Genomic DNA, 21,230 nt, shown 5'->3' on the forward strand with positions numbered 1-21,230 from the left:
CTCACGTCACTCCCAAACTTTTCTTGAGTCGTGTCAGTCCATCACGTATACGGGACTTAACGGTAGGTAACCCTACGCCCAGGTAAGCCGCTACCTCGGCATACGTCCGCCCGCCGAAATAGGCGAGCGAGATCGCCTCCCGCTGTGTCTCCGTCAAGGTGGCCAGCCCCTGCAGCACCGCCTGCTGTTCCAGCCGTCGTCCGACTTCTTCGGTGACCTCATCGAATTCGTTACCGAGGGTGCTGGTTCCGTAGGCGACCTCGCGCTGAGCATGTGCCTGCTCGGCCCGGACCCGGTCGACCGCGCGCCGATGGGCGAGGGTCATCAACCAGGTGACCGCCGAACCCTTGGCGGGGTCGAAATTGGCGGCCGTGCGCCATATCTGGAGGTAGACCTCCTGAGTGGTCTCCTCGGCGTAGCCGGGATCATGTAGCACGCGTAGGACCAGGCCGAAGACCCGCGCACTGGTGCGGTCGTACAGTTCGGCGAAAGCCTGTTGATCCTGTTCACCGCAGCGTTCGAGAAGTGCGGCGAGTTCGAGGCTTTCGGCTGCGCGCGCCGTCACTACAGAGTCTGCGCGCCCGTCCCGAGAACTCTGGAACGAGTCGCCCTCTGCAGCCGGCGGCCGCGCTGTCACAACGCTCCGTTCTGTGTCATCGGCCACGAGGGTAGCCTGCCGCTATAACCTCCTCTCGGTGGGGGGTATCGGCAAATCCGCTGTCGCACAATGTTTTTCCGTTTTGTACCGACACGCCGTAATCGTGACCTTGTGGACACGCCGTGACACGCCGGGGTTTTCGCGAAACGCCGTTCCGACGGACAACAGCTTCTGGCCATGTCGTGCGAAGCCTCATCAGGTACTGCCCGCGGGGCGCCGCGCATCGGTCGGTACACACCACCGCGCATCGGTTCGGAACGTCGCGGTGGTGGGCGCGTACAGCGCTTACCAGCCACAACCGGCTCTCCGTTCAGCAGTGGCCGGTTGTTTGCTAGAGATTCGGCGCGCCGCGGCACGCGGATGGGAGGAATTCTGAACTCACAGCACCGCGGCGCATCGGTGACATCGCAGGTAGGCACCCGCCCGCGGGCTAGGCCACCACCCGGCGCCGGCTGCGGCGGGCGTGCATCTCCCGCTCGGTCTCGGACATCCCGCCCCAGATTCCGTAGGGCTCGCTCACCTTGAGCGCGTGTGAGCGGCACTGCAGCAGCACGGGGCACGACTTGCAGACCTCTTTGGCGCGTAGCTCGCGCTGGGCCCGGGCGCGGCCGCGCTCGCCGTCGGGGTGGAAGAAGACGGACGAGTCCTGTCCCCGGCAGGACCCGCGCATCTGCCAATCCCAGACATCGGCGTTCGGACCAGGGAGGTGGGTTGGCATAGGCATGGTGAACTCCTGGTGGTGCGAGCTCGTCGGCATTGTCGAGCGGTGCTGGTTCGCAATCAGTGGGCCGCATCGCCGCGTGGCGATCGCACTCCGTGGGCTCCGCAATTTCGAGCGGCGCCAACGGTGGCGATGTCGTACGTTAGGTCGGAGAACGAAATCGAGTCAATAGTTTCTCCTCCCGCGATCCGAATGCCGATCCTTTAGAGAATTAACATTTCCTCTATTTACAAATCGGCCCGCCTATGGTGATACTGATCGGTTGCCCAGCTGGTCGGGCAGCTCATCGTGGCCGTTCGGACTTGTCAAAAGCGCTGGTGGGACTGCATTTTCCCGCACGAATGCGTGCAATCCAAGCTATGCACGCATCGCGATGTGAGTGATCTCAGCCATTGGACAACTCGTCGTGAGTAGGGTAGAGATGGCCGCATCGAGGCCGTCAGGTTAATAGCGCGAAACGCCATACGAATTCCTAACGGGCGTGCTGGGCGATAGCGACGACAGATTTACGGAGTGGAAACACAAAGGCCCTTGCGAATGCTGAAGAGTTGCTAGGTATCCATGCTATGGCGCCCATCCGGCGCCCGCGCCGCACTGGCTACAGTGCGGCGGTGCCTGTGCTCGAAGTGAACTCCGTGCTCGCCGCCGTCGCCTTCGGCGACGCCCCCGGCGATGCTGCCATCGGATTGCCGGCCGCCACCGATGCCACCGATTCCTGGTTGCGGGCCGTCGCCCTGAGTGGCGTCGGGCACTATTCGGCGGCCCGCTCCGAGCTCCGCCGCACCCGCCGCACCACCACCGATCCGGCACTGCTGTCGCTCACCCACAGCACCGAGGGTTCCCTGCTCCGCCAGCTCGGCTGGCATGCGCACGCCGCCGTCGCCGACGGCCGCGCCGCCGCCCTGGTACTGCCGCCGAGCCCGGCCCCCGGCTCCGCCCCGGCCTCGACGCCCGCGGAAATCCTTCGCGCCGAGGCCGTTTGCGATGCGTTGACCGGACTGGCCGCGGACGCGCTCGGCACGCTGCGCCCCGCGCTCGCCGCGCGACTGCTGCACCGTTGCCGCACGCACCTGGACTTTCATCTGCGGGATGTCGAGTCCGCTTGGCGCCCGCGCATTCGATTGCATTGGGTGTCCGCTGAAACTGCGCTGTCCGCTCCCGGCGCGAATCTGATCTCCGCTCCGGCCGATTCGAGCTCCGCGGGGTCCGATTCGAGCTCCGCAGCGACCGCCCGCGTTCCGGCGGCCGTCAACCGTGTTCCGGCGCAGCCTGATTCCGGACGGAATCATCCTGAAGTCGTACTACTTCAGGATGATCCTGCGCCGCTGCAGGAAGATCCGGCGCTCGCGCACGCCGAGGCGGCGCTGGTGCTCGCCGAAAGTTCGCCCTCCCTGCGACATCGCGTCAAATCCCGGCTGCTGCTGGCCGCCGCGAGCGCCGCCGCGGGGGATCTCGACCGGTCCCGTTCGCTGGCAACCGAAGTCGCCGCGCAATGCCGTGCGCTCGAACTGCTGCCGTTGCGCTGGGCTTGCGCCATGCTCCGCTCCGGCATCGATCCGGCAGGTGACGGCGCCGCCGAAGCCGCCGAGTGCGCTCGATTGCTGGCGATGCGCGGCGGGCGATTGCGTTCTCCCGGCGACCTTCTGGCCCGACCCTGAACGTTCTCAGGGAAGTCCCTGAGTCCTCCCAGAGAGTGACCCCCGTATCGGGTGTCACAAATGTGATAGCCGCTATTGTTGGACCGTTCCGCCCCTCCGCGGAAGCACCGTCTCTCGCACCGCGGTGCCACTCGTAACGCCAGGAACAGCTCTGACGATGAACAACACGGGTGAGGAGTTGGATCCCGCCATCGTCGCTGCGGCAGCGCAGGGCGATCGGACTGCTCTAGCCCAGGTACTGGAGAGCATCCGCCCCCTTGTGGTGCGGTATTGCCGTGCGCGGATCGGGTCGGCCGAACGGGGTCAGCTCTCCGCGGACGACGTCGCGCAGGAGGTTTGTCTGGCCGTCATGACAGCCCTGCCTCGGTATCAGGATCAGGGCAGACCGTTCATGGCTTTCGTGTACGGCATCGCTTCCCACAAAGTCGCCGACGCTCACAGAAATTCCGCCCGTAACAAGGCGGACGCCATGGCCGAAGTACCGGATGTCATATCCACCGACCAAGGGCCGGAGCAGCGAGCTCTCGAATCCGAAACGAGCAGGCAGATGAACGCTCTGCTGGCGACGTTGCCGGAGAAGCATCGGGAGATCCTCATCTTGCGCTTGGTCATGGGTTTGTCGGCCGAAGAAACCGCAACCGCTGTGGGCAGTACAGCGGGGGCTATACGAGTCGCCCAGCACAGGGCACTCGCGAAACTCAAGTCTCAAGTGGCGAGGGCAGGTGAAATGTATGGCTAGGGATGGCGAGCGCGGTCGGGGCGACTGGAAGGCGCGATCTGGATCGCAAAACAGCGGTCCCTATGCCGAGGCGTCCGGTGACACCGGGCCGGTGGACATCGCGGCGGTGCGCCGCGATGACGCGTTGATCGATGCGATTGCCGGTGACGGCCCCGTGCAGACGGGGAGCACCGAGGAGTATCAGCTCGCGGCAGTGCTCGCGAACTGGCGCGCGGAGATCATGGCCGAGCCGTTGCCGGCCGGACCGGACCTGGATGCCATTGTCGCAGCGGTCAATCAAGAGATAGGCGCCCGGCAAGCGCGTATCGGTGCGCAGTCCAGAGGGCGACTACGGCTGCTGCGTCCCATCGCCGGTGCGGCGGCCGCGCTCGCGCTGGTCATCGGTGGTCTGACGGCCTTCTCGTACAACGCGAACCCGGGCGATCCCCTGTGGAAAGTCAAGGAGGTCGTGTTCAGCGAGCAGGCCCAGTCCACCATCGTGCAGAACGCGAGCAGCGATCTGCAGCAGGCCCAGCAGCTGGTGCAAGCCGGTAAGCCGGAGCAGGCCCAGGCGCTGATGGAGCGGGCGGCCAGCAATGCGACCCAGGTCAACGACAGCGGTAAGAAGGACGATCTGCTGAACAAGTGGCAGCAGGTGCTGTCGCAGATTCAGACGGTCGCGCCGAGCGTGGCCCAGCAACTGGCCACGATCGTTCCGACGACCACGCCGCCGGTGACCACCGGCCCGCCCGTGACCACCACACTGGTCGTCCCGACGACGGCGCCGAATCCGGGCGGCGAGATTACGCCACCGAGCACCAGCATCAACCCGATGACGGTGCCCTCCCCGGAGACGAATCCGTCCCAGGGCGGCGGGAATCCGAGCCTGCCGAGCACACCGCCGGTGAATACGCTGCCGGCGCAACCGTCTTCGGAACCATCCGAGCCCGCCACGCAACCCTCGGCCGGAGTGCCGACGACCGTCCCGGTGCAACCGTCCGCGGGTGCACCGGGCACGATCTCGAACCCCGGGCCGAACCCTGGCGGGCATGAACCCGGCTCGAATCCCGGTGGGCACGAGCCGGGCTCGCAGCCGCCGGTCGAGAAGCCGCCGATCGCCGCCCCGCCGGTGGTGCCGACCACGATTCCCGTGGTGCCGCTGCCGGTTCCGGGCGGAATTCGCTGATCAACCCGAAAAGGGCCTGCATCCATGGGATGCAGGCCCTTTTTCGATGAGTCAGACGTCGAACCCGTCGAATCCGTCGCCGTGCAACGCCTCGTTCATGGAAGCGTCGGCGTAGCCCCGGCAGTAGTCCCAGGTGACGTACGCCTCGGGGGTCGGATCGTAGGCGGGCTCGTGCGGGCGCACCGTGCCGTCCACCAATAGCTGGAGGAGGTTGGCGCGCAACATGTCCCAGTCGTGGTAGTGGTCCTGCCGACAGTCCTCGCAGCTGACCACTAGCCCGCGGATGCCGCGGTGAGCCAGCAATGCCTCGTAGACGGCGAGATCGGCGAGATCCTCTTCGACCGCTAGGCGCTCGTGAGGATCCAGCGGCTCCCCCGGCTCGATGGCATCGAGCGCGGCCGACGGGTCGGAGGGGTCTCCGGCGAACGGATCCGGCGGCAAGCCAGGTGGTAGATGGTCACGCACAGTCCCACGGTACGCAGAATCACCCCCTCCGCGCCAGCGCTGAAGCCTATTTGCCCTCACTTCGCTGGTGGTACAGCACACAGTGTCGGCGGTTTTGCAAGCCGGGTCATCACTTTTGCCGCCGGTGTCCCTTCCAGCGGCAACGGTAGGCCGCACGTGGGTGCCGTCAGGAATCATGCGACCGATACCATGGTTCCTCAAAGGCCGGGTCGCAAACGCCGGCTTTGTCATTCATCCCAACGTCCACCGGTGCCCGGTCCGGTGGATGATGCCGAGGTCCAGGAGGGGTCGATCCGAATGAGCAGTCCCGTGACGGGCGAACGCAGTGATTTCGCCGGACGCGCCGGCCGCCCCCATACGGGCGGAGATGATCCCGGCAAGGTCGCCATGCTCGGCCTGACTTTCGACGATGTGCTGCTGTTGCCCGCGGCCTCCGATCTGATCCCGAGCTCGGTCGACACCTCCAGCAAGCTGACTCGCGACACCACGCTGCGCACCCCGCTGGTGAGTTCGGCCATGGACACCGTGACCGAGGCGCGCATGGCCATCTCCATGGCGCGCGCCGGCGGTATGGGTGTGCTGCACCGCAATCTGTCGGTGGCCGATCAGGCCGCGCAGGTGGAGACCGTGAAGCGATCCGAGGCGGGCATGGTGACCGATCCGGTGACCTGTCGCCCGACCGATACGCTCGCCGAAGTCGACGCCATGTGCGCGCGATTCCGCATCTCGGGTCTGCCCGTGGTGGACGAGACCGGCCGGCTGGTCGGCATCATCACCAACCGCGATATGCGCTTCGAGGTGGATCAGAACAGCCGCGTCGCCGAGATCATGACCAAGGCGCCGCTCATCACCGCCCAGGAGGGCGTGACCGCCGAGGCCGCGCTGGGTCTGCTGCGCCGGCACAAGGTGGAGAAGCTGCCGATCGTGGACGGCGACGGCCGGCTTCGCGGTCTGATCACCGTCAAGGACTTCGTCAAGACCGAGCAGTACCCGAACGCCACCAAGGACCGCGACGGCCGCCTGCTGGTCGGCGCCGCGGTCGGCGTCGGCGAGGACGCGTGGTCGCGAGCCATGACCCTCACCGAGGCCGGCGTGGACGTGCTCGTCGTCGACACCGCGCACGGCCACCAGTCCGGTGTGCTGCAGATGGTTTCCAAGATCAAGGCCGAGGTCGGCGATCGCGTGCAGATCGTGGGCGGCAATATCGCCACCCGGGCCGGCGCGCTCGCGCTGGTCGAGGCGGGCGTGGACGCCGTCAAGGTGGGCGTGGGCCCCGGCTCGATCTGCACCACCCGCGTGGTCGCGGGCGTCGGCGCGCCGCAGATCACCGCCATCCTCGAGGCCGTCGCCGCGTGCAAGCCGCACGGTGTGCCGGTCATCGCCGACGGTGGCGTGCAGTACTCCGGCGATATCGCCAAGGCCCTCGCGGCCGGCGCGTCCACCGTCATGCTGGGCTCGCTGCTGGCGGGCACCGCGGAATCCCCGGGTGAACTGATCCTGGTGGGCGGCAAGCAGTTCAAGAGCTACCGCGGCATGGGCTCGCTGGGCGCCATGCAGGGTCGCGGCGAGGCCAAGTCCTACTCCAAGGACCGCTACTTCCAGGACGACGTGCTGTCGGAGAAGAAGCTGGTGCCCGAGGGCATCGAGGGCCGGGTGCCGTTCCGCGGCCCGCTGGATCAGGTCATCCACCAGCTGGTGGGCGGTCTGCGCGCGGCCATGGGTTACACCGGCTCGCAGACCATTCCGGACCTGCAGGCCGCCCAGTTCGTGCAGATCACGGCGGCGGGCCTGAAAGAGTCGCACCCGCACGACATCACCATGACCGTCGAGGCCCCCAACTACAACGCCCGTTCGTAGCCGGACGCCGCCGGTTCGCGGAAAGTCCGCGGACCGGCTTTGTCATGTGCGGCAAACGAACCCGAAAGGACTGAACGATGCGCGATATGGTCGAGATCGGCATGGGCCGGACCGCCCGGCGCACCTATGAGCTGGACGATATCGACATCGTTCCGTCGCGGCGGACCCGCTCCTCCAAGCAGGTTTCGCTGGCGTGGCAGCTGGACGCCTACCGATTCGAGATCCCGTTCCTGGCGCACCCCACCGATGCCCTGGTTTCGCCGAAGTTCGCCATCGAGCTCGGCAAGGCCGGCGGCCTCGGCGTCATCAACGGTGAGGGCCTGTGGGCCCGGCACACCGATGTGGACGCCAAGATCCAGCAGCTGACCGAGGTCGCGGAGAAGGAAGGCACCGAGGCCGCCGTCGCGCTGCTGCAGGAGCTGCACGCCGCGCCCATGAAGGCGGACCTGCTGGCCGCCGCGGTCGGCGAGGTGCGTGCCGCCGGTGTCACCACCGCGGTGCGGGTCAGCCCGCAGAACGCGCGGGCGCTCACCCCGGCGCTGGTGCAGGCGGGGATCGACCTGCTGGTCGTGCACGGCACCATCATCTCCGCCGAGCACGTCGGTGACGGTGAGCCGCTGAACCTCAAGACCTTCATCGCCGAACTGGATGTGCCGGTGGTGGCGGGCGGCGTATCCGATCACCGGACCGCGCTGCACCTCATGCGCACCGGTGCGGCGGGCGTCATCGTCGGTTACGGCTCCATGCAGGGCGCGACCACCACCAACGAGGTGCTGGGCATCGGCGTGCCGATGGCCACCGCCATCGCGGATGCCGCTGCGGCGCGGCGCGATTACCTCGACGAGACCGGTGGCCGCTACGTGCACGTCATCGCCGACGGCGAGACCCTGACCTCCGGTCACATCGCCAAGGCCATCGCCTGCGGCGCGGACGCGGTCATGCTGGGCGTGCCGCTCGCCATGGCGGCGGAAACCCCTGGCAGCGGCTGGTATTGGCCGTCGGCCGCCGCGCACCCCTCGGTGCCGCGCGGCGCGGTGCTGCCGTACGCCATCGACGAGGAGCGCGTCCCGCTGGAGCAGGTCCTCAACGGCCCCTCCAACGACCCGTTCGGCTCGCTGAATCTGGTTGGCGGCCTCCGCCGTTCGATGGCCAAGGCCGGTTACAGCGACCTCAAGGAATTCCAGAAGGTCGGCCTCAACGTGAGGTAATCGCCGTGCTGTTCCGCCTCCCCGGGACTTTTGCGCGCGGCTGACATCCGTTGGCTGTCGTGCATGCGGGGTGCGGTCGGGTGCCGAGACTATTTTGGGGGTACCCGGGGAGTTACCCCGATTGCCGCGAAATCTGTTGTCGCCTTTGGTGACGAAGACAGCGAACCGGTAGCGGATGCTGACAGCGGGTTTCTACATCGTGCCTCGCGTTGCTTCGGCTGCGCGGGGCACGAGTCGTCTGTGGCGGGTGTGCTGTGGGGTCGCCGGGGTGCGCGGAGACCGATGGTGTTCGCGCTGGGCGTATTCGGCGCGTCGTTCTGCAAAGGCGTCAACTGATTTCGTGCCGGCCCGCATGCAGTGGTGTCAACGGCTCCCGAGCCGGGCGCTGAAGTCACGGAGAGGCGGCGCGGCTTGATCGCGGAGGAATTCGCGTATTGCCGAGTTGACGGCTACCGGGTGGGTGAGGTTGACGGTGCGGCGGGCGCCTTCTACTTCGACGTAGCGGGCGTCGGGGAGGCGGGCCGCCAGTTCGAGGGCGTGGGTGTGCGGGATGCCGCTGTGGGTGGGGTGGATTATCAGTGCGGGGCAGGTGATTTCGGATAGTCGCTCGAGGAGCGAATCGCGCTCCAGGAGGGCGCCGGCGGCCACGGCGAGGGTGGCGGGGTCACGGGCCAGCCAGTGTTTCGCCCAGACGCCGCGGTACCAGTCGTCGTCGCCGATGAGGCTGCGGGCGAGGTGGTCGGCCAGGGCGGGGCGGAGGGGCTCGTCGTGCCACTTGTCCAGGAAGCGGCGGGCATTCGCGAGTTCCTGGGGAGTGGGCTCCTGTGCCTCGGCGCTGATGAGGATGAGGGCGGCGACGCGTTCGGGGGCGAGCAGTGCGGTGCGCAGTGCGATGAACCCGCCCTGCGAAATTCCGCCCAGCACGGCGCGTTCCACGCCGAGTCGATCCATGACGGTCAGGGCGTCCCGGGCGCAGGTCCAGTAGGTGAACGGCAGCCCCTCGTCGCGGGTGTTGCCGTGCCCGCGCGCATCCCAGGAGACCAGCCGGAACTCCGGTGTCAATGCCGCGTCCTGCGACGCGAACATCGTTCGGTCCATGAGGAATTCGTGCCCGAGCAGAACTACCGAACCGTCGCCCCCGCTGTCCTCGTAATGGATCTCGGCATCGATCGCACGGGCGAATGGCACGGATAGAGGATAGCCATTGACTCTGACTCTTTTCGCCTCTCCGCGACTTTGGCGGGCGGCCGAGTGCCGTTGCCCGTCGCGCGCCCGTGCCGGCGGTCGGGTGCCGAACCGATTTCGGGCGTACCCGGGGCGTTACCCGCACCTCGCGAGATCAGTTGTCACGTTCCAACTCGCGTCGCCCGGGTCAGGTGTGTCCTGTGTCGCTCCGTAGACTGTGCCGGTGGCAGAAACCCAGCGACCAGTCCTTGTTGTCGACTTCGGGGCGCAATATGCGCAGCTGATCGCGCGCCGGGTGCGCGAGGCCAGCGTCTACTCCGAGGTGGTTCCGCACACCATCACGGTCGAGGAGATCGCCGAGAAGAAGCCCCTCGCGGTGATCCTCTCGGGCGGCCCGTCCAGCGTGTACGCCGACGGCGCACCGCAACTGGATGCGCGACTGTTCGATCTGAACCTGCCGGTCTTCGGCATCTGCTACGGCTTCCAGGCCATGGCGCAGGCGCTCGGCGGCACCGTGTCCCACACCGGGACTCGCGAATACGGCCGCACCGAACTGAGCGTCGACGGCGGTGTCCTGCACGGCGGGCTGCCCACCCGGCAGCCGGTGTGGATGAGCCACGGCGACGCCGTCACCGACGCCCCCGCCGGCTTCGAGGTCACCGCGACCTCCGCGGGCGCGCCCGTGGCCGCGTTCGAGGATCGTGCGCGCAAGCTGGCCGGTGTCCAATACCACCCCGAGGTGCTGCATTCGCCGCACGGGCAGCAGGTGCTGAGCCGCTTCCTGCACGAGATCGCCGGGATTCCGGGCGCGTGGACGCCCGCCAATATCGCCGAGGCCCTCATCGCGCAGGTGAAGGAGCAGGTCGGTGGCGGGCACGCCATCTGTGGTCTGTCCGGCGGTGTCGACTCGGCTGTCGCGGCCGCGCTGGTGCAGCGTGCCATCGGCGACAAGCTGACCTGTGTGTTCGTCGACCACGGTCTGCTGCGGGCGGGCGAGCGCGAGCAGGTGCAGCGTGATTTCGTCGCCGCGACCGGCGCCAAGCTGGTGACCGTGGACGCGGTGGACAAGTTCCTGGGTGAGCTGAAGGGCGTCACCGACCCGGAGGAGAAGCGCAAGATCATCGGCCGGGAGTTCATCCGGTCGTTCGAGGACGCGGTCGCCGAGGTCGTCGGCGAGCAGGGCGAGGCCAAAGTCGAATACCTGGTGCAGGGCACCCTGTACCCGGATGTGGTCGAGTCCGGTGGCGGTGCGGGTACCGCGAACATCAAGTCGCACCACAATGTCGGCGGTCTGCCCGACGATCTGGAGTTCTCGCTCGTCGAGCCGCTGCGCCTGCTGTTCAAGGACGAGGTGCGGGCCGTCGGCCGCGAGCTCGGCCTGCCGGAGGAAATCGTTGCGCGCCAGCCCTTCCCGGGCCCCGGCCTGGCCATCCGCATTGTCGGCGAGGTGAACTCGGACCGGCTGGAGACCCTGCGCCAGGCCGATGCCATCGCCCGCGAGGAGCTCACCGCGGCCGGTCTGGACAAGCAGATCTGGCAGTGCCCGGTGGTGCTGCTGGCCGATGTCCGCAGCGTCGGCGTGCAGGGTGACGGCCGCACCTACGGTCACCCGATCGTGCTGCGCCCGGTCTCCAGCGAGGACGCCATGACCGCCGACTGGACCCGCCTGCCCTACGAGGTACTGGAACGCATCTCCACCCGCATCACCAACGAGGTGGCGGAGGTCAACCGCGTGGTCCTCGACGTGACGAGCAAGCCGCCGGGCACCATCGAATGGGAGTGAGCCGGAACGGTTCTCACGACCTGCCCGGAACAGTGTGAAGGCCCCTCACCTTGTGGTGAGGGGCCTTCGGCCTTCTCCGAGGGCAGTTCATCGAAGGCCGGGTGGCGCTGCCTCGGCGAGGGTGAGGCAGCGCGGTGGTCAATCCCGGTTCTTACGCGGGGTCAGAACCAGAACGATACCGACCACGATGGCCGCGATGACCACAATCCAGCCTAGAGATACTCCGCCCGACACGGGCCAGTAATGCGGGCCGATGAAGGCCCACACACTCACGCCCAGACCGAGCAGTCCGGCCAGCAGCAACGAGAACGAGGGACGACGGGTCTTGTTGTTCTCAGCCACGTTTCACCTCCGCATTTCCCATTTGCACATCGACGGTCAGGTTCAGGGCGGGACCGGTCGCCGGACCGGACCAGCCGGTCAGGCAATTCGAGTCGCCCATGCGCACGGTGCACTCGGTGTGCACCCGCAGGTTGGGTGGCAGCACCACCCGGGCATCGCCCATCCGCACCTTGACCGTGGTCGCACGATCCTCGGTCAACTGCAGCCTGGACAGATCGAGCGTGGCCGACCCCATGGTCACGTGATAGACCGGCTCCAGTTCGCTACCGGTCACCGCGGCCCACCGGTGATCACCCATGGCGCCCTTGTCGAATTGGATCGGGCCGATGAGCGAGGCCAGGATGACGAATCCGGCCAGCGGCGCCAGCAACACCATCAGACCGTGCCCGCGCCGCATGAACGCGCCGATGACGAGACCGATACCGAGCACCGCGAGCGCGGCCGCGCCGATGCGTCCGGGCGTCATCCAATCGATGCCCGAGGCGGCCATCGCGCCGGCGGCCGCGGCAGCCAGAATGGCCAGGCCGATGGTCACCGGGGTGAGCCGGGAGCGCGGTCGCGACGGCAGCGTCTGCACCGGCGGCTGTTCCCGCACCGCCGTCCGAGGTTCCGGTAGATCCCAGGCCAGCGGGGCGACCCCGAGCGGATCCCAGCCGGGCGGCGTGGGGCCGAACTCGGGTGAGATCGGGGCCGGGCCGTAGCCGCCGAAGCTGCGGGGGGCGAGTGGGGAGGTCGGTGGAATACGGTGCAGGGCCGGGGGTTTGCTGTCGGTGGGCGGCGCGTCCTGCGGGGTGTCCTGACCTGAGCCTGCGGCGGACTGCGCGGCGGAGTCCTCGGCGCCGGACACGTCCGGCGCTCCCGAGGTGCCGGCCGGAAGGCCCTTGTCCAGGTCGACAGGGGTGCCGGGTCCGCTCGCATTCTTGTGCAGCACAACCGTTTCGGCGTCATCCTTTGCGAGATCGCCGTCGGCGCGCAGGTTGATGGTGGGCGCCTCGTCCGACGGGCCGGTCGTGTTCAACACCGCTGTCGCCGTATCGGTGACCGGAATGCGCTGTGCGGCGAGGACTTCGGTGGGTGACTCGTCGGCCAGGGGCTGCTGCGCCAGGTTCGGGTCGGGCTCGTAGTGGTCCGGGAGTTTGGTGTACGGCCCGTAGGCCTCGAAGGTGACGGCATTGCCGGGCACTCCGGTCCAGTACGGGTTGGTGGTGCCCGGGTATCCGGTATTGAGGAAGCTGTCCGGCGCCGCCTGCTCCAGGTATCCGGCGGGCGGTACCGGTTGCCGCTGGTAGAGCAGCCACCAGCCGCCCAGCATGAGCAGGAAGCTGATCACGCCGGATCCGCCGAGCCCGATCCCGACGGGTCCCATCGTGCTCACGGCGATCCCCAACGCCACCATGAGCACGATGGTCTTGGACGAGTTCTGCGAGCTCTGACCCTTCCCGAACAGCGATTCGGCCGGCGAGTTCCGATCCCCGTTCTGGCTCAGCAGCAGCCAGCACAGCAGATAGAGCACGATCCCCGCCCCGCCGAACAGCGCTGACACCACGAACGCCACCCGTACCAGCACCGGATCGACCCCGTACCGTCGCCCGAACCCGGCAGCGACACCGGCCACCGGCCCGTGCTTGGGCATCCGTAGCGGCCGCGTCCGCCAAATGTCGTGAATCTGATCGGAGAAGCCCGCCCGCCCGGCGCTCCTGGACCAGTCGCTCGTTCTCGTCATGCGTTCTATCGTGCTGTCCGATGCCGTTCAGGCACATCAGGGTTCACCCTGAACAAGCACCTGAACTTGGCATCGGGCGGGGTCACCGGCAGGGCGGTCGACGGCGTGCTGGACATCGAGATCCCACCAGCGGAGGCCCCCGTCCCCGGCGGTGGCGACCACGGTCCGATCACCGGGAGCGAAGGATGCGACCCAGGTGGTCGACCGGATGCCATGAGCGGTCCGCCGAGAGCAGGGATTCGAAGCGGGCGGGCACATTGCGCCCGGCTCGATCCCCACCCGCATGAGCCCAATTCAGCGGCTGCAGTGGAAGATCCGTCCAGCGGCGCCGTCGATCCCGGCGCATCACAGCACCTCGGGATCGCCGAGGACGTACTCGGCGACGTTCGCCTCGGGTGAGGAGGCTTCGATGACGGTGTACGCCTGCACGGTCAGCGGTCCGCCGCAGTTCTGCACGGTGAGTCGGTAGTCGCGGTCGATGATGTAGCCGGTGTCGTTCGCCGGGAGTTCCTTCTCCCGGAGTTCGGGCGGCAGTTCGACGTCCACGATCTTGCCGGGCCGGATGGACAGGTCGACGCCGATATTCGCGCCGATCGTCGGGGTGATGGCGACGCTCGCGCTGGGTGTCACACCCGTCAGGTCGGCGGTCACGCCCCCCGACACGTCCGCGCCGATGCCCGCGGTGGCGTTGATGTCGAAGCTGACGTCCAGGTCCACCGCGCAGGCGATGAAGAAGCCGGTGCGCAGCTTGCCGATGCCGCCCTCGACGCGCCCGTACGACGTGTTGTCGAGGTACGCCTCCCGATTGGTCGGCATGCCGTTCAGCGGTGCGACCGGGCGGACGGCATTGTCGCGGTGGCCGACGGTGACGGTCATGCCATTGGGTGCGGTGACCGTCTTCTCGTGCGACGGCAGTGTGTCGGCGTGCGCGACTCCGGCGGGGCCGGTGATGAGTCTGGCCACTGTGACGGCGCTTGCGATGACACCGGCGATGGCGGTTTTGACGAGCATGGTTCCTCCCCGAACCGGATGCGCCGCTGCGGTAGCGGACACGAATGGGGCTGTCGCCCCGCGGAATCCGGTCCCCCTGGGCCGGTTCCGGTGGGGCGCGGCCGTCTCGGGAAGAGACGCGGTAGCCCCGGGAAGAACGGTAGGGATGCGGGGCCGGGCCACGCCGGGGGCTGCGGGCGGAAGCGTCGTGAAACCGCTGGCCGGGCCGGGCGCGGCGGGTTGTCCGGTCCGGCGGCGCAGGCGGGCAGGCTGCGACGCCGGGGCGTCCGATCCGGACCGCGAGGCGCTCGGAGATCAGGTGGGAGTTGCATTCCTGCGCGGCGCGGTAGGGCCGACTCTGCCCGAGCCCGACGCCTGACCGTGCAGGTCAGTGGCTTATTCCTGTCCGGACCGGACGGTCGATCAGGGTGGGAATCGGGGTGTTTCCCGATGTCGCCTGTCGGGGCCGCGTGCCAGTATCGAAGGCATGTATCCGTCGCTGCCCTTGTTCGACCCCGCTCGCGGGGCCGTCGCCGATGTGCAGCCACCGAAGCTGATGCGGCGGTCCGGGGGCCGGATCGTCGGCGGGGTGGCCGGGGGGATCTCGGATCACCTCGGGGTCGACGTGTTCAAGGTGCGGATGGCGTTCGTGCTGCTGTCCGCGCTGGCGGGGGCCGGGATCGTCGCCTACGGGATGCTGTGGATCTTCACGCCGGCCACGGGGGCCGCGGTGGCGCCCACGGCGGCGGAGCGGCGGCAGGCCGTCGGGCTGGCATTGCTGGGATTGTCGCTGTCGGTGGTGACGGCATGGTTGTTCAACGGGACGGCCGCGCACGTGGTGGGGCCGATCATCGTGGTGGCCATCGGTGCGGCGCTGGTGTGGCGCGAATTCGATGCGGACGGGCCGAGATCCGTCATCGGGCTGCCGGCCAAGGCGTCGGTGGTGACGTGGGCGCGCATCGTGGGCGGGGCGACGCTCATCGTGGTGGGGCTCGGGGTGGTGGTGCTGGCGCGCATCAATCTGAGTTCGCTCGGATCGGCCCTGCTGGCGGTGGCGGTCACGCTGATCGGGGCCGGACTGCTCACCGTGCCGCTGTGGCTGCGCATGGTGCGGACGCTGAATGCCGAACGCGCGGCGCGTATCCGCAATGACGAGCGCGAGGAGATCGCCTCGCATCTGCACGATTCCGTGCTGCAGACGCTCGCACTGATCCAGCGGCAGGCCGAGGATCCGCAGGAAGTGGTGCGGCTGGCGCGCAGTCAGGAACGCGAGCTACGCAAGTGGCTGTTCGACGACACCGCGCCGGCGCAGTCCAGTCTCGCGGCCGCGCTGCGGACCATCGCGGGCGAGGTAGAGGACCAGCACGGCGTGAAGGTGACGCCGGTGACCGTCGGCGATGTGTCGATGGATCTCGACGACAGCGGAATCGGGCTGCCCAAGGAGCATTTCACCGCGGTCCTGGGCGCCACCCGGGAGGCGCTGGTCAATGCGGCCAAGCACGCCGAGGTGCCGTCCATCGACCTGTTCGCGGAGGTGGAGCCGCATCAGGTGAGCATCTTCGTGCGCGACCGCGGCAAGGGCTTCGACATGGATCAGGTCTCCTCCGACCGGCAGGGGCTCGCGAAATCCATTCGCGCGCGGATCGAGCGGCGCGGCGGGCGCGCGGAGATCAAATCCGCGCCGGGCCGGGGCACCGAGGTGCGAATCTTCATGCCGCGCAAGGACGGCGGCGATGAACGGCTCGTCGTGCAGCCGGAGACCGCGGACAGCGGAGACACCCAGGACACTGTGGAAGGCGCCGCGCAGCGGTGAGCCCGATGAGGCAAGCTGTGTGGGGGGAGACCCAGGAAGCTGGATCGGCGAGCGTCAGGTGAGGAGTAGCAGGTGAGTGTCCGGGTGTTTCTGGTCGACGATCACGCCGTGTTCAGGTCCGGGGTGCGGGCGGAGCTGAGCCGGGAATCCGATATGGAAGTGGTCGGCGAGGCCGGCGGGGTGGCCGAGGCCATCGCCGGAATCAAGACGGCCAAACCGGATGTGGTGCTGCTGGACGTGCACATGCCCGACGGTGGCGGCGTGGCCGTGCTGCAGGGCATCGATCCGGGGCCGGTGTGCCTGGCGCTCAGCGTCTCCGACGCCGCCGAGGATGTGATCGCGGTGATCCGGGCGGGCGCGCGCGGGTACGTCACCAAGACCATCTCCGGTCCCGAACTGGCGGACGGTATCCGGCGGGTATCGGGTGGGGACGCCGTATTCTCGCCGCGCCTGGCCGGTTTCGTGCTGGACTCGTTCACCGGCCGCTCACCCGTGCCGGAACCGCCGCTGGATCCGGAGCTCGACTCGCTCACCCCGCGTGAGCTGGAGGTACTGCGCCTGCTGGCGCGCGGCTACACGTACCGCGAGATCGCGGAAACCCTCTTCATCTCGGTGAAAACCGTTGAAACGCATGCCTCGAACGTGCTGCGTAAAACCCAGCAGTCCAACCGCAACGCCCTCACCCGCTGGGCACACCGCCGCCGCATCGACTGAGGTAAGCAAAGGCGCGCCAACCGATTTTGAGGTAAGTCAACGGCACTTGGCCGCGCGCCAAAGTCTCGGGGAGGCGGGGGAGTGGCGGTCAGAGCACGACGACGAGCACGATGATGATCAGGATGCCGATGAGCAGTCCGATCGCCACGGCCAGCGGACCGGCATTGGGGCCCAGCGCGCTCAGGTCGAAGCCCTTCGACTTGGGTTGCGGGGCAGCCGGAGTCGCGGCGGGCTGCCGCGGCGGGCGGGGCAGCGGGCTGGAATGCGGGCTGCGCAGGCCGGCGGCGGAATTGCGGGCCGCCCACGCCGGAATGGTGCCGTCCTCGGTGCGTACCGGGGCGCCGAGAATGTAGGGCGCGGTGCCGGGACCGAAGACGGCGGTGAGGATTTCGTTGCGCGCCTCGGTCATGGTGGGGCGGCGTTGCGGCGCCGGTTCCATCATGTGCAGCAGGGCCGCGGTGAGCGGTCCGCTGCGTTGCGGCGGAATGATCTGCGCCATGGCCGCGCGTTCCACGACCGCATCGCTGTCGTCGTCGAAACCGTAGGGCGGCTGGCCTTCGATGGCCGTGTACAGCGTTGCGCCGAGCGAGAATACGTCGCTGGCGGTGGTGGGCCGGGCGCCGCGCGCCACCTCCGGCGGCAGGTAGGCGGGGGTGCCGGTGATGACGTCACCGATCTCCTCGCTGGTGTCGTTGGCGCCGCTGGAGATGCCGAAGTCGCTGAGCTTCACCATGCCGACCTCGTCGCCGCGGTCGGCGACCAGGATATTGCCGGGCTTGATATCGCGGTGCACGATGCCGGCGGAGTGCGCGGCCGCGAGCGCGTCCGCCACCTGCGCGCCGATCTGCGCGACCTCGATCGGGGAGAGCTGATCCACCAGCGCGAGCGCCTTGGCGACACTGCGGGAGGGCAGGTACTCCATGACGAGCCAGGGTTCACCCGCCTCCAGCACCACGTCGTAGACGGCGATGGCGTGCTCGTGTGAGAGCTTCGCGGCCACCCGGCCCTCGTGCATGATGCGGCTGCGGACCGCATTGGCCTCCTGCTCGCTGAGGCCGGCCGTGGAAAGCACCTGCTTGATGGCGACATCCCGCTTCAGCATGCGATCGTGCGCCAGCCATACGGCGCCCATGCCGCCACCGCCGAGTTTCGATTGCAGGCGGTAACGGCCGGCGACCAGGGAATCGGGGCCGAGAATGGGACGGGCGCGTTCGGTCACGGGTGCAGGGTAGCGGAAAACCGTGCTAACCGGCCTGCTTCGAAACCCGAGGTTTGCGCCACTGCCTCTTGACGCGCGCCCGGCCTCGAGTTCTACTGTGCATTGATCGAACATGCATTCGATCAGAATCGTTAGCTGAATCGGTGCTGTTTGTAGTGTGCGGTCCGGAGCAAATGGGTGGAGTCATGCGCTCCCGGGAGTCGGGTCCTCCGTCGATGGGGAGAGGTGGTCGATAGATGGGTTCGGCGGTGGAAGCGAGACAACGGCAGCTGGCCGAGCTGCGCAAGCGCATTGCCGCAGTTCCGGCGCGTGGCGCGGGCGCACACGACCGGGCCCCGGTCGCGGCGGAGAAACGGCGCGAGGCGCTGCCGGTGCCGCCCGCCCTGGAGGGTCTGCTGCCGGACGGTGGATTGGCGAAGGGCTCGGTGGTGGCGTACCGGGGCGCGAGTTCGCTGCTCGCCGGTTTGCTGGCTTCGGTCACCGCCGCGGGCGGTCATGCCGCGGTGGTGGGACTGCCACGGCTGGGCTTGCTGGCTGCTGCCGAAATGGGTGCTCGGCTGGACCGTTTGGCCGTGGTCGCCGAGCCGGGCGACGACCCGCTGGAGATTGCCTCGGTTTTGCTGGATGGGCTGGATCTGGTGGTGCTGGATCTGGGCGGCGCGTCGATCCCCATGTCCCGCACTCGAATTCTCACCGCCAAGGCGCGCAGCAAGAACGCCACGCTCGTGGTCACCGGCGGGGCCTGGGCGGGGCCGGTGCTGCGAATCGACACGCGGGTCACGGGGTACAGCGGTCTCGGCCGCGGCTGCGGGCGGCTCCGCGGCGTCCGCCTGAATGTCTCTGTGCACGGTCGTTCCGCGCAACCGCGCACCGGGCACCTGGCCATGAGTCCCTGCAACGGCAGGGTCGAATGGGTGGATACGGAACCCGCCGTCGTCCAACCTCTTACAGCAGAGCCGCTACCTATCAACCGCCATGCCGCTTCCTGACCCTTCCGTCATTCCCAGCGCTACCGGCCACGCGGAGAGCGCGTTCTACTACGCGGAGAGTGCGTTCGGCCACGCGGAGAGGGCGTTCGATCATGGGAAGAGTGCGGTCGGTCATCTGAAGAGATGGGTGTGAAGGCTCGGCGGGTGCTGGCGGTGTGGTGCCTGGACTGGCCGGCGGTGGCGGCGGCCGCCGAGGCGGGGGCGCCGGCGACCCGGGCGGTCGCGGTGCTGGCGAACAACAAGGTGGTGGCCTGCAATGCGGTGGCGCGCGCGGAAGGGGTGCGGCGTGGGCTGAAGAAGCGGGAAGCGCAGGCGCGGTGCCCGGAACTGCTGGTGGCGCAGGAGGATACGGACCGGGACGCGCGCTCGTTCGAACCCGTGGTGACGGCGGTGGACGCGACCGTACCGGGCGTGGAGGTGCTGCGGCCGGGACTGCTGGTGCTGGGCGCGCGCGGTGCGGCGCGGTTCTTCGGCTCCGAGGCGGCGGCGGCGGAACGACTGGTGGACGCGGTCGCGGCGGTCGGCGTGGAATGCCAGATCGGGATCGCGGACGAGTTGTCCACCGCGGTCCTGGCGGCGCGGCGCGCCACCCTCGTGCCCGCCGGTAAAGGCGCGGAGTTCCTTGCCCCGCTGCCGATCTCCGAAATCGCGGGCGAACCGGTGCTGGCGGCCCCGGAACGCGGTGACCTGATCGATCTGCTGCACCGGCTGGGCCTGCGGCGGATCGGCGATTTCGCGGCGCTCACCCCCGCCGAGGTGTCGTCCCGTTTCGGCTCGGATGCCATTGCCGCGCACCGCTGTGCGCGCGCCCTCCCCGAACGCCCGCCCTCGGCCCGCCCCATCCCCCCGGACCTGACCGTCCAATACCGTTGCGACCCACCGATCGACCGCGTCGACGCCGCCGCCTTCGCCGGCCGCATGCTCGCCGCCCGCCTGCACGAGCAACTCGCCAACGCGTCCGTGGCCTGCACCCGCCTCGTCATCCACGCGGAAACCGAAGCGGGCGAACATCTCTCCCGCACCTGGCGCTGCGCCGAACCCCTCACCCCCGACAGCACCGCCGACCGCATCCGCTGGCAACTCGACGGCTGGCTCACCCGCCGCAGCCTGCGCGGACGCCCGGGATCGCACCGCCCTCGCGCGTCCGAGCGCGGCAGCGGAAAACGACGCACCGGCGGGCCGGAAGGCGTGCCCGGCCGCGGCGGGCGGGAGTTCATGTCCGGCTCTCGGCGCGGATCGGGCCGTGCCGTGGCGGACACGGGTTTCGGCGGACAGGAGTACGTGTCCGGCTCTCGGCGCGGATCGGGCCGTGCCGTGGCGGACACGGATCGCGATGCCGGGGAATGGGATTCGGCGGGTGAGTCGCTGGTCGGCCTCGGCTCGCCTATTACCGTGCTGCGCTTGGAGCCGGTGGAAGTGGTTGCGGCGGGGGCGTTGCAGCTCGGACTGTGGGGTGGGGTGGGGGAGGACGAGGAGCGGGCGCGGCGGGCGCTGGCCCGGGTGCAGGGGTTGCTGGGTGGGGGTGCGGTGCGGATGGGGGTGTTGAGTGGCGGGCGGGGGCCGGCGGAACGGGTCACCATGGTGGCGTTGGGGGATGAGCCGGTGCCGGCGGCGGATCCGGCGCAGCCGTGGCCGGGACGGTTGCCGGAGCCTGCGCCGACCGTGATTCTGGCCGATCGGCCGGAGGTGCGTCTGGAAGCGGAGGATGGGGAGCCGGTCTGGGTGACGGATCGGGGGTTGTTCACCGCTGAGCCGGCGCGGCTGCATTGGGGGAGTCGCAGCTGGGATCTGGTCGGGTGGGCGGGGCCCTGGCCGCTGGATGACCGATGGTGGACGCACCAACTTCAGCACGGGTATGCCGCTCGCGCGCAGGTGCTGCTGCCGCCGGACGAGCAGCGCACCCTCCCGGCCTTGCTGCTGCTCGGTTACAACCGCGCCTGGCATGTGGAGGGGCTGTACGAGTGAGAGCGTGCTGGTCACGGGTGCTGTGCGGGCCGGTTG

General features: G+C 68.6%; 18 protein-coding genes. 10 read left to right on the forward strand and 8 right to left on the reverse strand.

Annotated elements, in window-relative coordinates; all coding sequences use genetic code 11:
• Position 1: 1 nt before the first annotated feature.
• Positions 2 to 565 carry a sigma-70 family RNA polymerase sigma factor gene (locus ACIP5Y_RS43790; protein WP_400359445.1) on the reverse strand — a complete coding sequence of 188 codons (564 nt, stop codon included), beginning with the start codon at positions 563 to 565 and terminating at the stop codon, positions 2 to 4.
• Positions 566 to 1,088: 523 nt separating this feature from the next.
• Positions 1,089 to 1,382: a WhiB family transcriptional regulator gene (locus ACIP5Y_RS43795; RefSeq protein ID WP_397006690.1), complete on the reverse strand. Its 294-nt coding sequence runs from the start codon at positions 1,380 to 1,382 to the stop codon at positions 1,089 to 1,091.
• Between the two features lie 608 nt (positions 1,383 to 1,990).
• Here ACIP5Y_RS43795 and ACIP5Y_RS43800 point away from each other — a divergent pair.
• The 3 genes from ACIP5Y_RS43800 to ACIP5Y_RS43810 all read left to right on the forward strand — a co-directional run bounded on the left by ACIP5Y_RS43800 (position 1,991) and on the right by ACIP5Y_RS43810 (position 4,941).
• A complete protein-coding gene (locus ACIP5Y_RS43800) occupies positions 1,991 to 3,037 on the forward strand; it encodes a hypothetical protein (RefSeq protein WP_400359447.1) in 1,047 nt (348 codons plus the stop codon).
• A gap of 157 nt (positions 3,038 to 3,194) precedes the next feature.
• Positions 3,195 to 3,776, forward strand: coding sequence for a sigma-70 family RNA polymerase sigma factor (locus ACIP5Y_RS43805; protein ID WP_397006694.1), 582 nt, complete (start codon positions 3,195 to 3,197; stop codon positions 3,774 to 3,776).
• A complete protein-coding gene (locus ACIP5Y_RS43810; RefSeq protein WP_400359449.1) occupies positions 3,769 to 4,941 on the forward strand; it encodes an anti-sigma-D factor RsdA in 1,173 nt (390 codons plus the stop codon). The genes ACIP5Y_RS43805 and ACIP5Y_RS43810 overlap by 8 nt, the downstream gene beginning before the upstream one ends.
• Before the next feature lie 51 nt (positions 4,942 to 4,992).
• Here the strand turns inward: ACIP5Y_RS43810 and ACIP5Y_RS43815 are convergent, their stop codons facing one another.
• Entirely contained in the window at positions 4,993 to 5,406 is a 414-nt protein-coding gene (locus tag ACIP5Y_RS43815; RefSeq protein ID WP_029923780.1) for a DUF5319 domain-containing protein, read from the reverse strand.
• Positions 5,407 to 5,703: 297 nt separating this feature from the next.
• On the opposite strand from ACIP5Y_RS43815, the gene guaB reads away from it, so the two are divergent.
• Together guaB and ACIP5Y_RS43825 are read left to right on the forward strand one after the other, a co-directional pair.
• Entirely contained in the window at positions 5,704 to 7,263 is a 1,560-nt protein-coding gene (gene guaB, locus ACIP5Y_RS43820; protein WP_400359451.1) for an IMP dehydrogenase, read from the forward strand.
• A 77-nt stretch (positions 7,264 to 7,340) separates the two neighbouring features.
• Positions 7,341 to 8,471, forward strand: coding sequence for a GuaB3 family IMP dehydrogenase-related protein (locus ACIP5Y_RS43825; protein WP_400359453.1), 1,131 nt, complete (start codon positions 7,341 to 7,343; stop codon positions 8,469 to 8,471).
• A gap of 363 nt (positions 8,472 to 8,834) precedes the next feature.
• Here ACIP5Y_RS43825 and ACIP5Y_RS43830 read toward each other — a convergent pair whose 3' ends face one another.
• Complete coding sequence (locus ACIP5Y_RS43830; RefSeq protein WP_400359455.1) at positions 8,835 to 9,659, reverse strand: alpha/beta fold hydrolase; 825 nt, start codon at positions 9,657 to 9,659, stop codon at positions 8,835 to 8,837.
• A 214-nt stretch (positions 9,660 to 9,873) separates the two neighbouring features.
• Here ACIP5Y_RS43830 and guaA point away from each other — a divergent pair, with 214 nt between their 5' ends.
• Positions 9,874 to 11,439, forward strand: a complete 1,566-nt coding sequence (gene guaA, locus ACIP5Y_RS43835; protein WP_400359456.1) for a glutamine-hydrolyzing GMP synthase — start codon at positions 9,874 to 9,876, stop codon at positions 11,437 to 11,439.
• Positions 11,440 to 11,577: 138 nt separating this feature from the next.
• On the opposite strand, the gene ACIP5Y_RS43840 is transcribed toward guaA, so the two are convergent.
• From ACIP5Y_RS43840 to ACIP5Y_RS43850, 3 genes are all read right to left on the reverse strand, one after another.
• Positions 11,578 to 11,781, reverse strand: coding sequence for a hypothetical protein (locus ACIP5Y_RS43840; protein WP_397006707.1), 204 nt, complete (start codon positions 11,779 to 11,781; stop codon positions 11,578 to 11,580).
• Positions 11,774 to 13,504, reverse strand: coding sequence for a PspC domain-containing protein (locus ACIP5Y_RS43845; RefSeq protein ID WP_400359458.1), 1,731 nt, complete (start codon positions 13,502 to 13,504; stop codon positions 11,774 to 11,776). The genes ACIP5Y_RS43840 and ACIP5Y_RS43845 overlap by 8 nt, the downstream gene beginning before the upstream one ends.
• Positions 13,505 to 13,849: 345 nt before the next feature.
• Positions 13,850 to 14,515 (reverse strand): MspA family porin, encoded by a 666-nt coding sequence (locus ACIP5Y_RS43850; protein WP_400359460.1) that lies wholly within the window; start codon positions 14,513 to 14,515, stop codon positions 13,850 to 13,852.
• A gap of 466 nt (positions 14,516 to 14,981) precedes the next feature.
• Here ACIP5Y_RS43850 and ACIP5Y_RS43855 point away from each other — a divergent pair, with 466 nt between their 5' ends.
• Positions 14,982 to 16,307 (forward strand): PspC domain-containing protein, encoded by a 1,326-nt coding sequence (locus ACIP5Y_RS43855; protein WP_400359462.1) that lies wholly within the window; start codon positions 14,982 to 14,984, stop codon positions 16,305 to 16,307.
• Between the two features lie 72 nt (positions 16,308 to 16,379).
• Positions 16,380 to 17,021 carry a response regulator gene (locus tag ACIP5Y_RS43860; protein WP_397006714.1) on the forward strand — a complete coding sequence of 214 codons (642 nt, stop codon included), beginning with the start codon at positions 16,380 to 16,382 and terminating at the stop codon, positions 17,019 to 17,021.
• A gap of 88 nt (positions 17,022 to 17,109) precedes the next feature.
• Here the strand turns inward: ACIP5Y_RS43860 and ACIP5Y_RS43865 are convergent, their stop codons facing one another.
• On the reverse strand, positions 17,110 to 18,240 hold the full coding sequence (locus ACIP5Y_RS43865; protein WP_400359464.1) for a serine/threonine-protein kinase: 1,131 nt from the start codon (positions 18,238 to 18,240) through the stop codon (positions 17,110 to 17,112).
• 236 nt (positions 18,241 to 18,476) lie between these two features.
• Here ACIP5Y_RS43865 and ACIP5Y_RS43870 point away from each other — a divergent pair, with 236 nt between their 5' ends.
• Both ACIP5Y_RS43870 and ACIP5Y_RS43875 read left to right on the forward strand, forming a co-directional pair.
• On the forward strand, positions 18,477 to 19,229 hold the full coding sequence (locus ACIP5Y_RS43870; protein ID WP_400359466.1) for a hypothetical protein: 753 nt from the start codon (positions 18,477 to 18,479) through the stop codon (positions 19,227 to 19,229).
• A 123-nt stretch (positions 19,230 to 19,352) separates the two neighbouring features.
• Positions 19,353 to 21,194 (forward strand): DNA polymerase Y family protein, encoded by a 1,842-nt coding sequence (locus tag ACIP5Y_RS43875; RefSeq protein WP_400359468.1) that lies wholly within the window; start codon positions 19,353 to 19,355, stop codon positions 21,192 to 21,194.
• The last annotated feature ends 36 nt before the right edge of the window (positions 21,195 to 21,230 follow it).

The sequence above is a fragment of the Nocardia sp. NPDC088792 genome, assembly GCF_044750615.1.
GTDB lineage: Bacteria > Actinomycetota > Actinomycetes > Mycobacteriales > Mycobacteriaceae > Nocardia.

Bases quoted from the DNA above. Each gene is read 5' to 3' on its own strand.
- ACIP5Y_RS43795 (WP_397006690.1), bottom strand. From the start codon at position 1,382: ATGCCTATGCCAACCCACCTCCCTGGTCCGAACGCCGATGTCTGGGAT.
- ACIP5Y_RS43805 (WP_397006694.1), top strand. From the start codon at position 3,195: ATGAACAACACGGGTGAGGAGTTGGATCCCGCCATCGTCGCTGCGGCA.
- ACIP5Y_RS43810 (WP_400359449.1), top strand. From the start codon at position 3,769: ATGGCTAGGGATGGCGAGCGCGGTCGGGGCGACTGGAAGGCGCGATCT.
- guaB (WP_400359451.1), top strand. From the start codon at position 5,704: ATGAGCAGTCCCGTGACGGGCGAACGCAGTGATTTCGCCGGACGCGCC.
- ACIP5Y_RS43825 (WP_400359453.1), top strand. From the start codon at position 7,341: ATGCGCGATATGGTCGAGATCGGCATGGGCCGGACCGCCCGGCGCACC.
- ACIP5Y_RS43845 (WP_400359458.1), bottom strand. From the start codon at position 13,504: ATGACGAGAACGAGCGACTGGTCCAGGAGCGCCGGGCGGGCGGGCTTC.
- ACIP5Y_RS43850 (WP_400359460.1), bottom strand. From the start codon at position 14,515: ATGCTCGTCAAAACCGCCATCGCCGGTGTCATCGCAAGCGCCGTCACA.
- ACIP5Y_RS43855 (WP_400359462.1), top strand. From the start codon at position 14,982: ATGTATCCGTCGCTGCCCTTGTTCGACCCCGCTCGCGGGGCCGTCGCC.
- ACIP5Y_RS43870 (WP_400359466.1), top strand. From the start codon at position 18,477: ATGGGTTCGGCGGTGGAAGCGAGACAACGGCAGCTGGCCGAGCTGCGC.
- ACIP5Y_RS43875 (WP_400359468.1), top strand. From the start codon at position 19,353: ATGGGTGTGAAGGCTCGGCGGGTGCTGGCGGTGTGGTGCCTGGACTGG.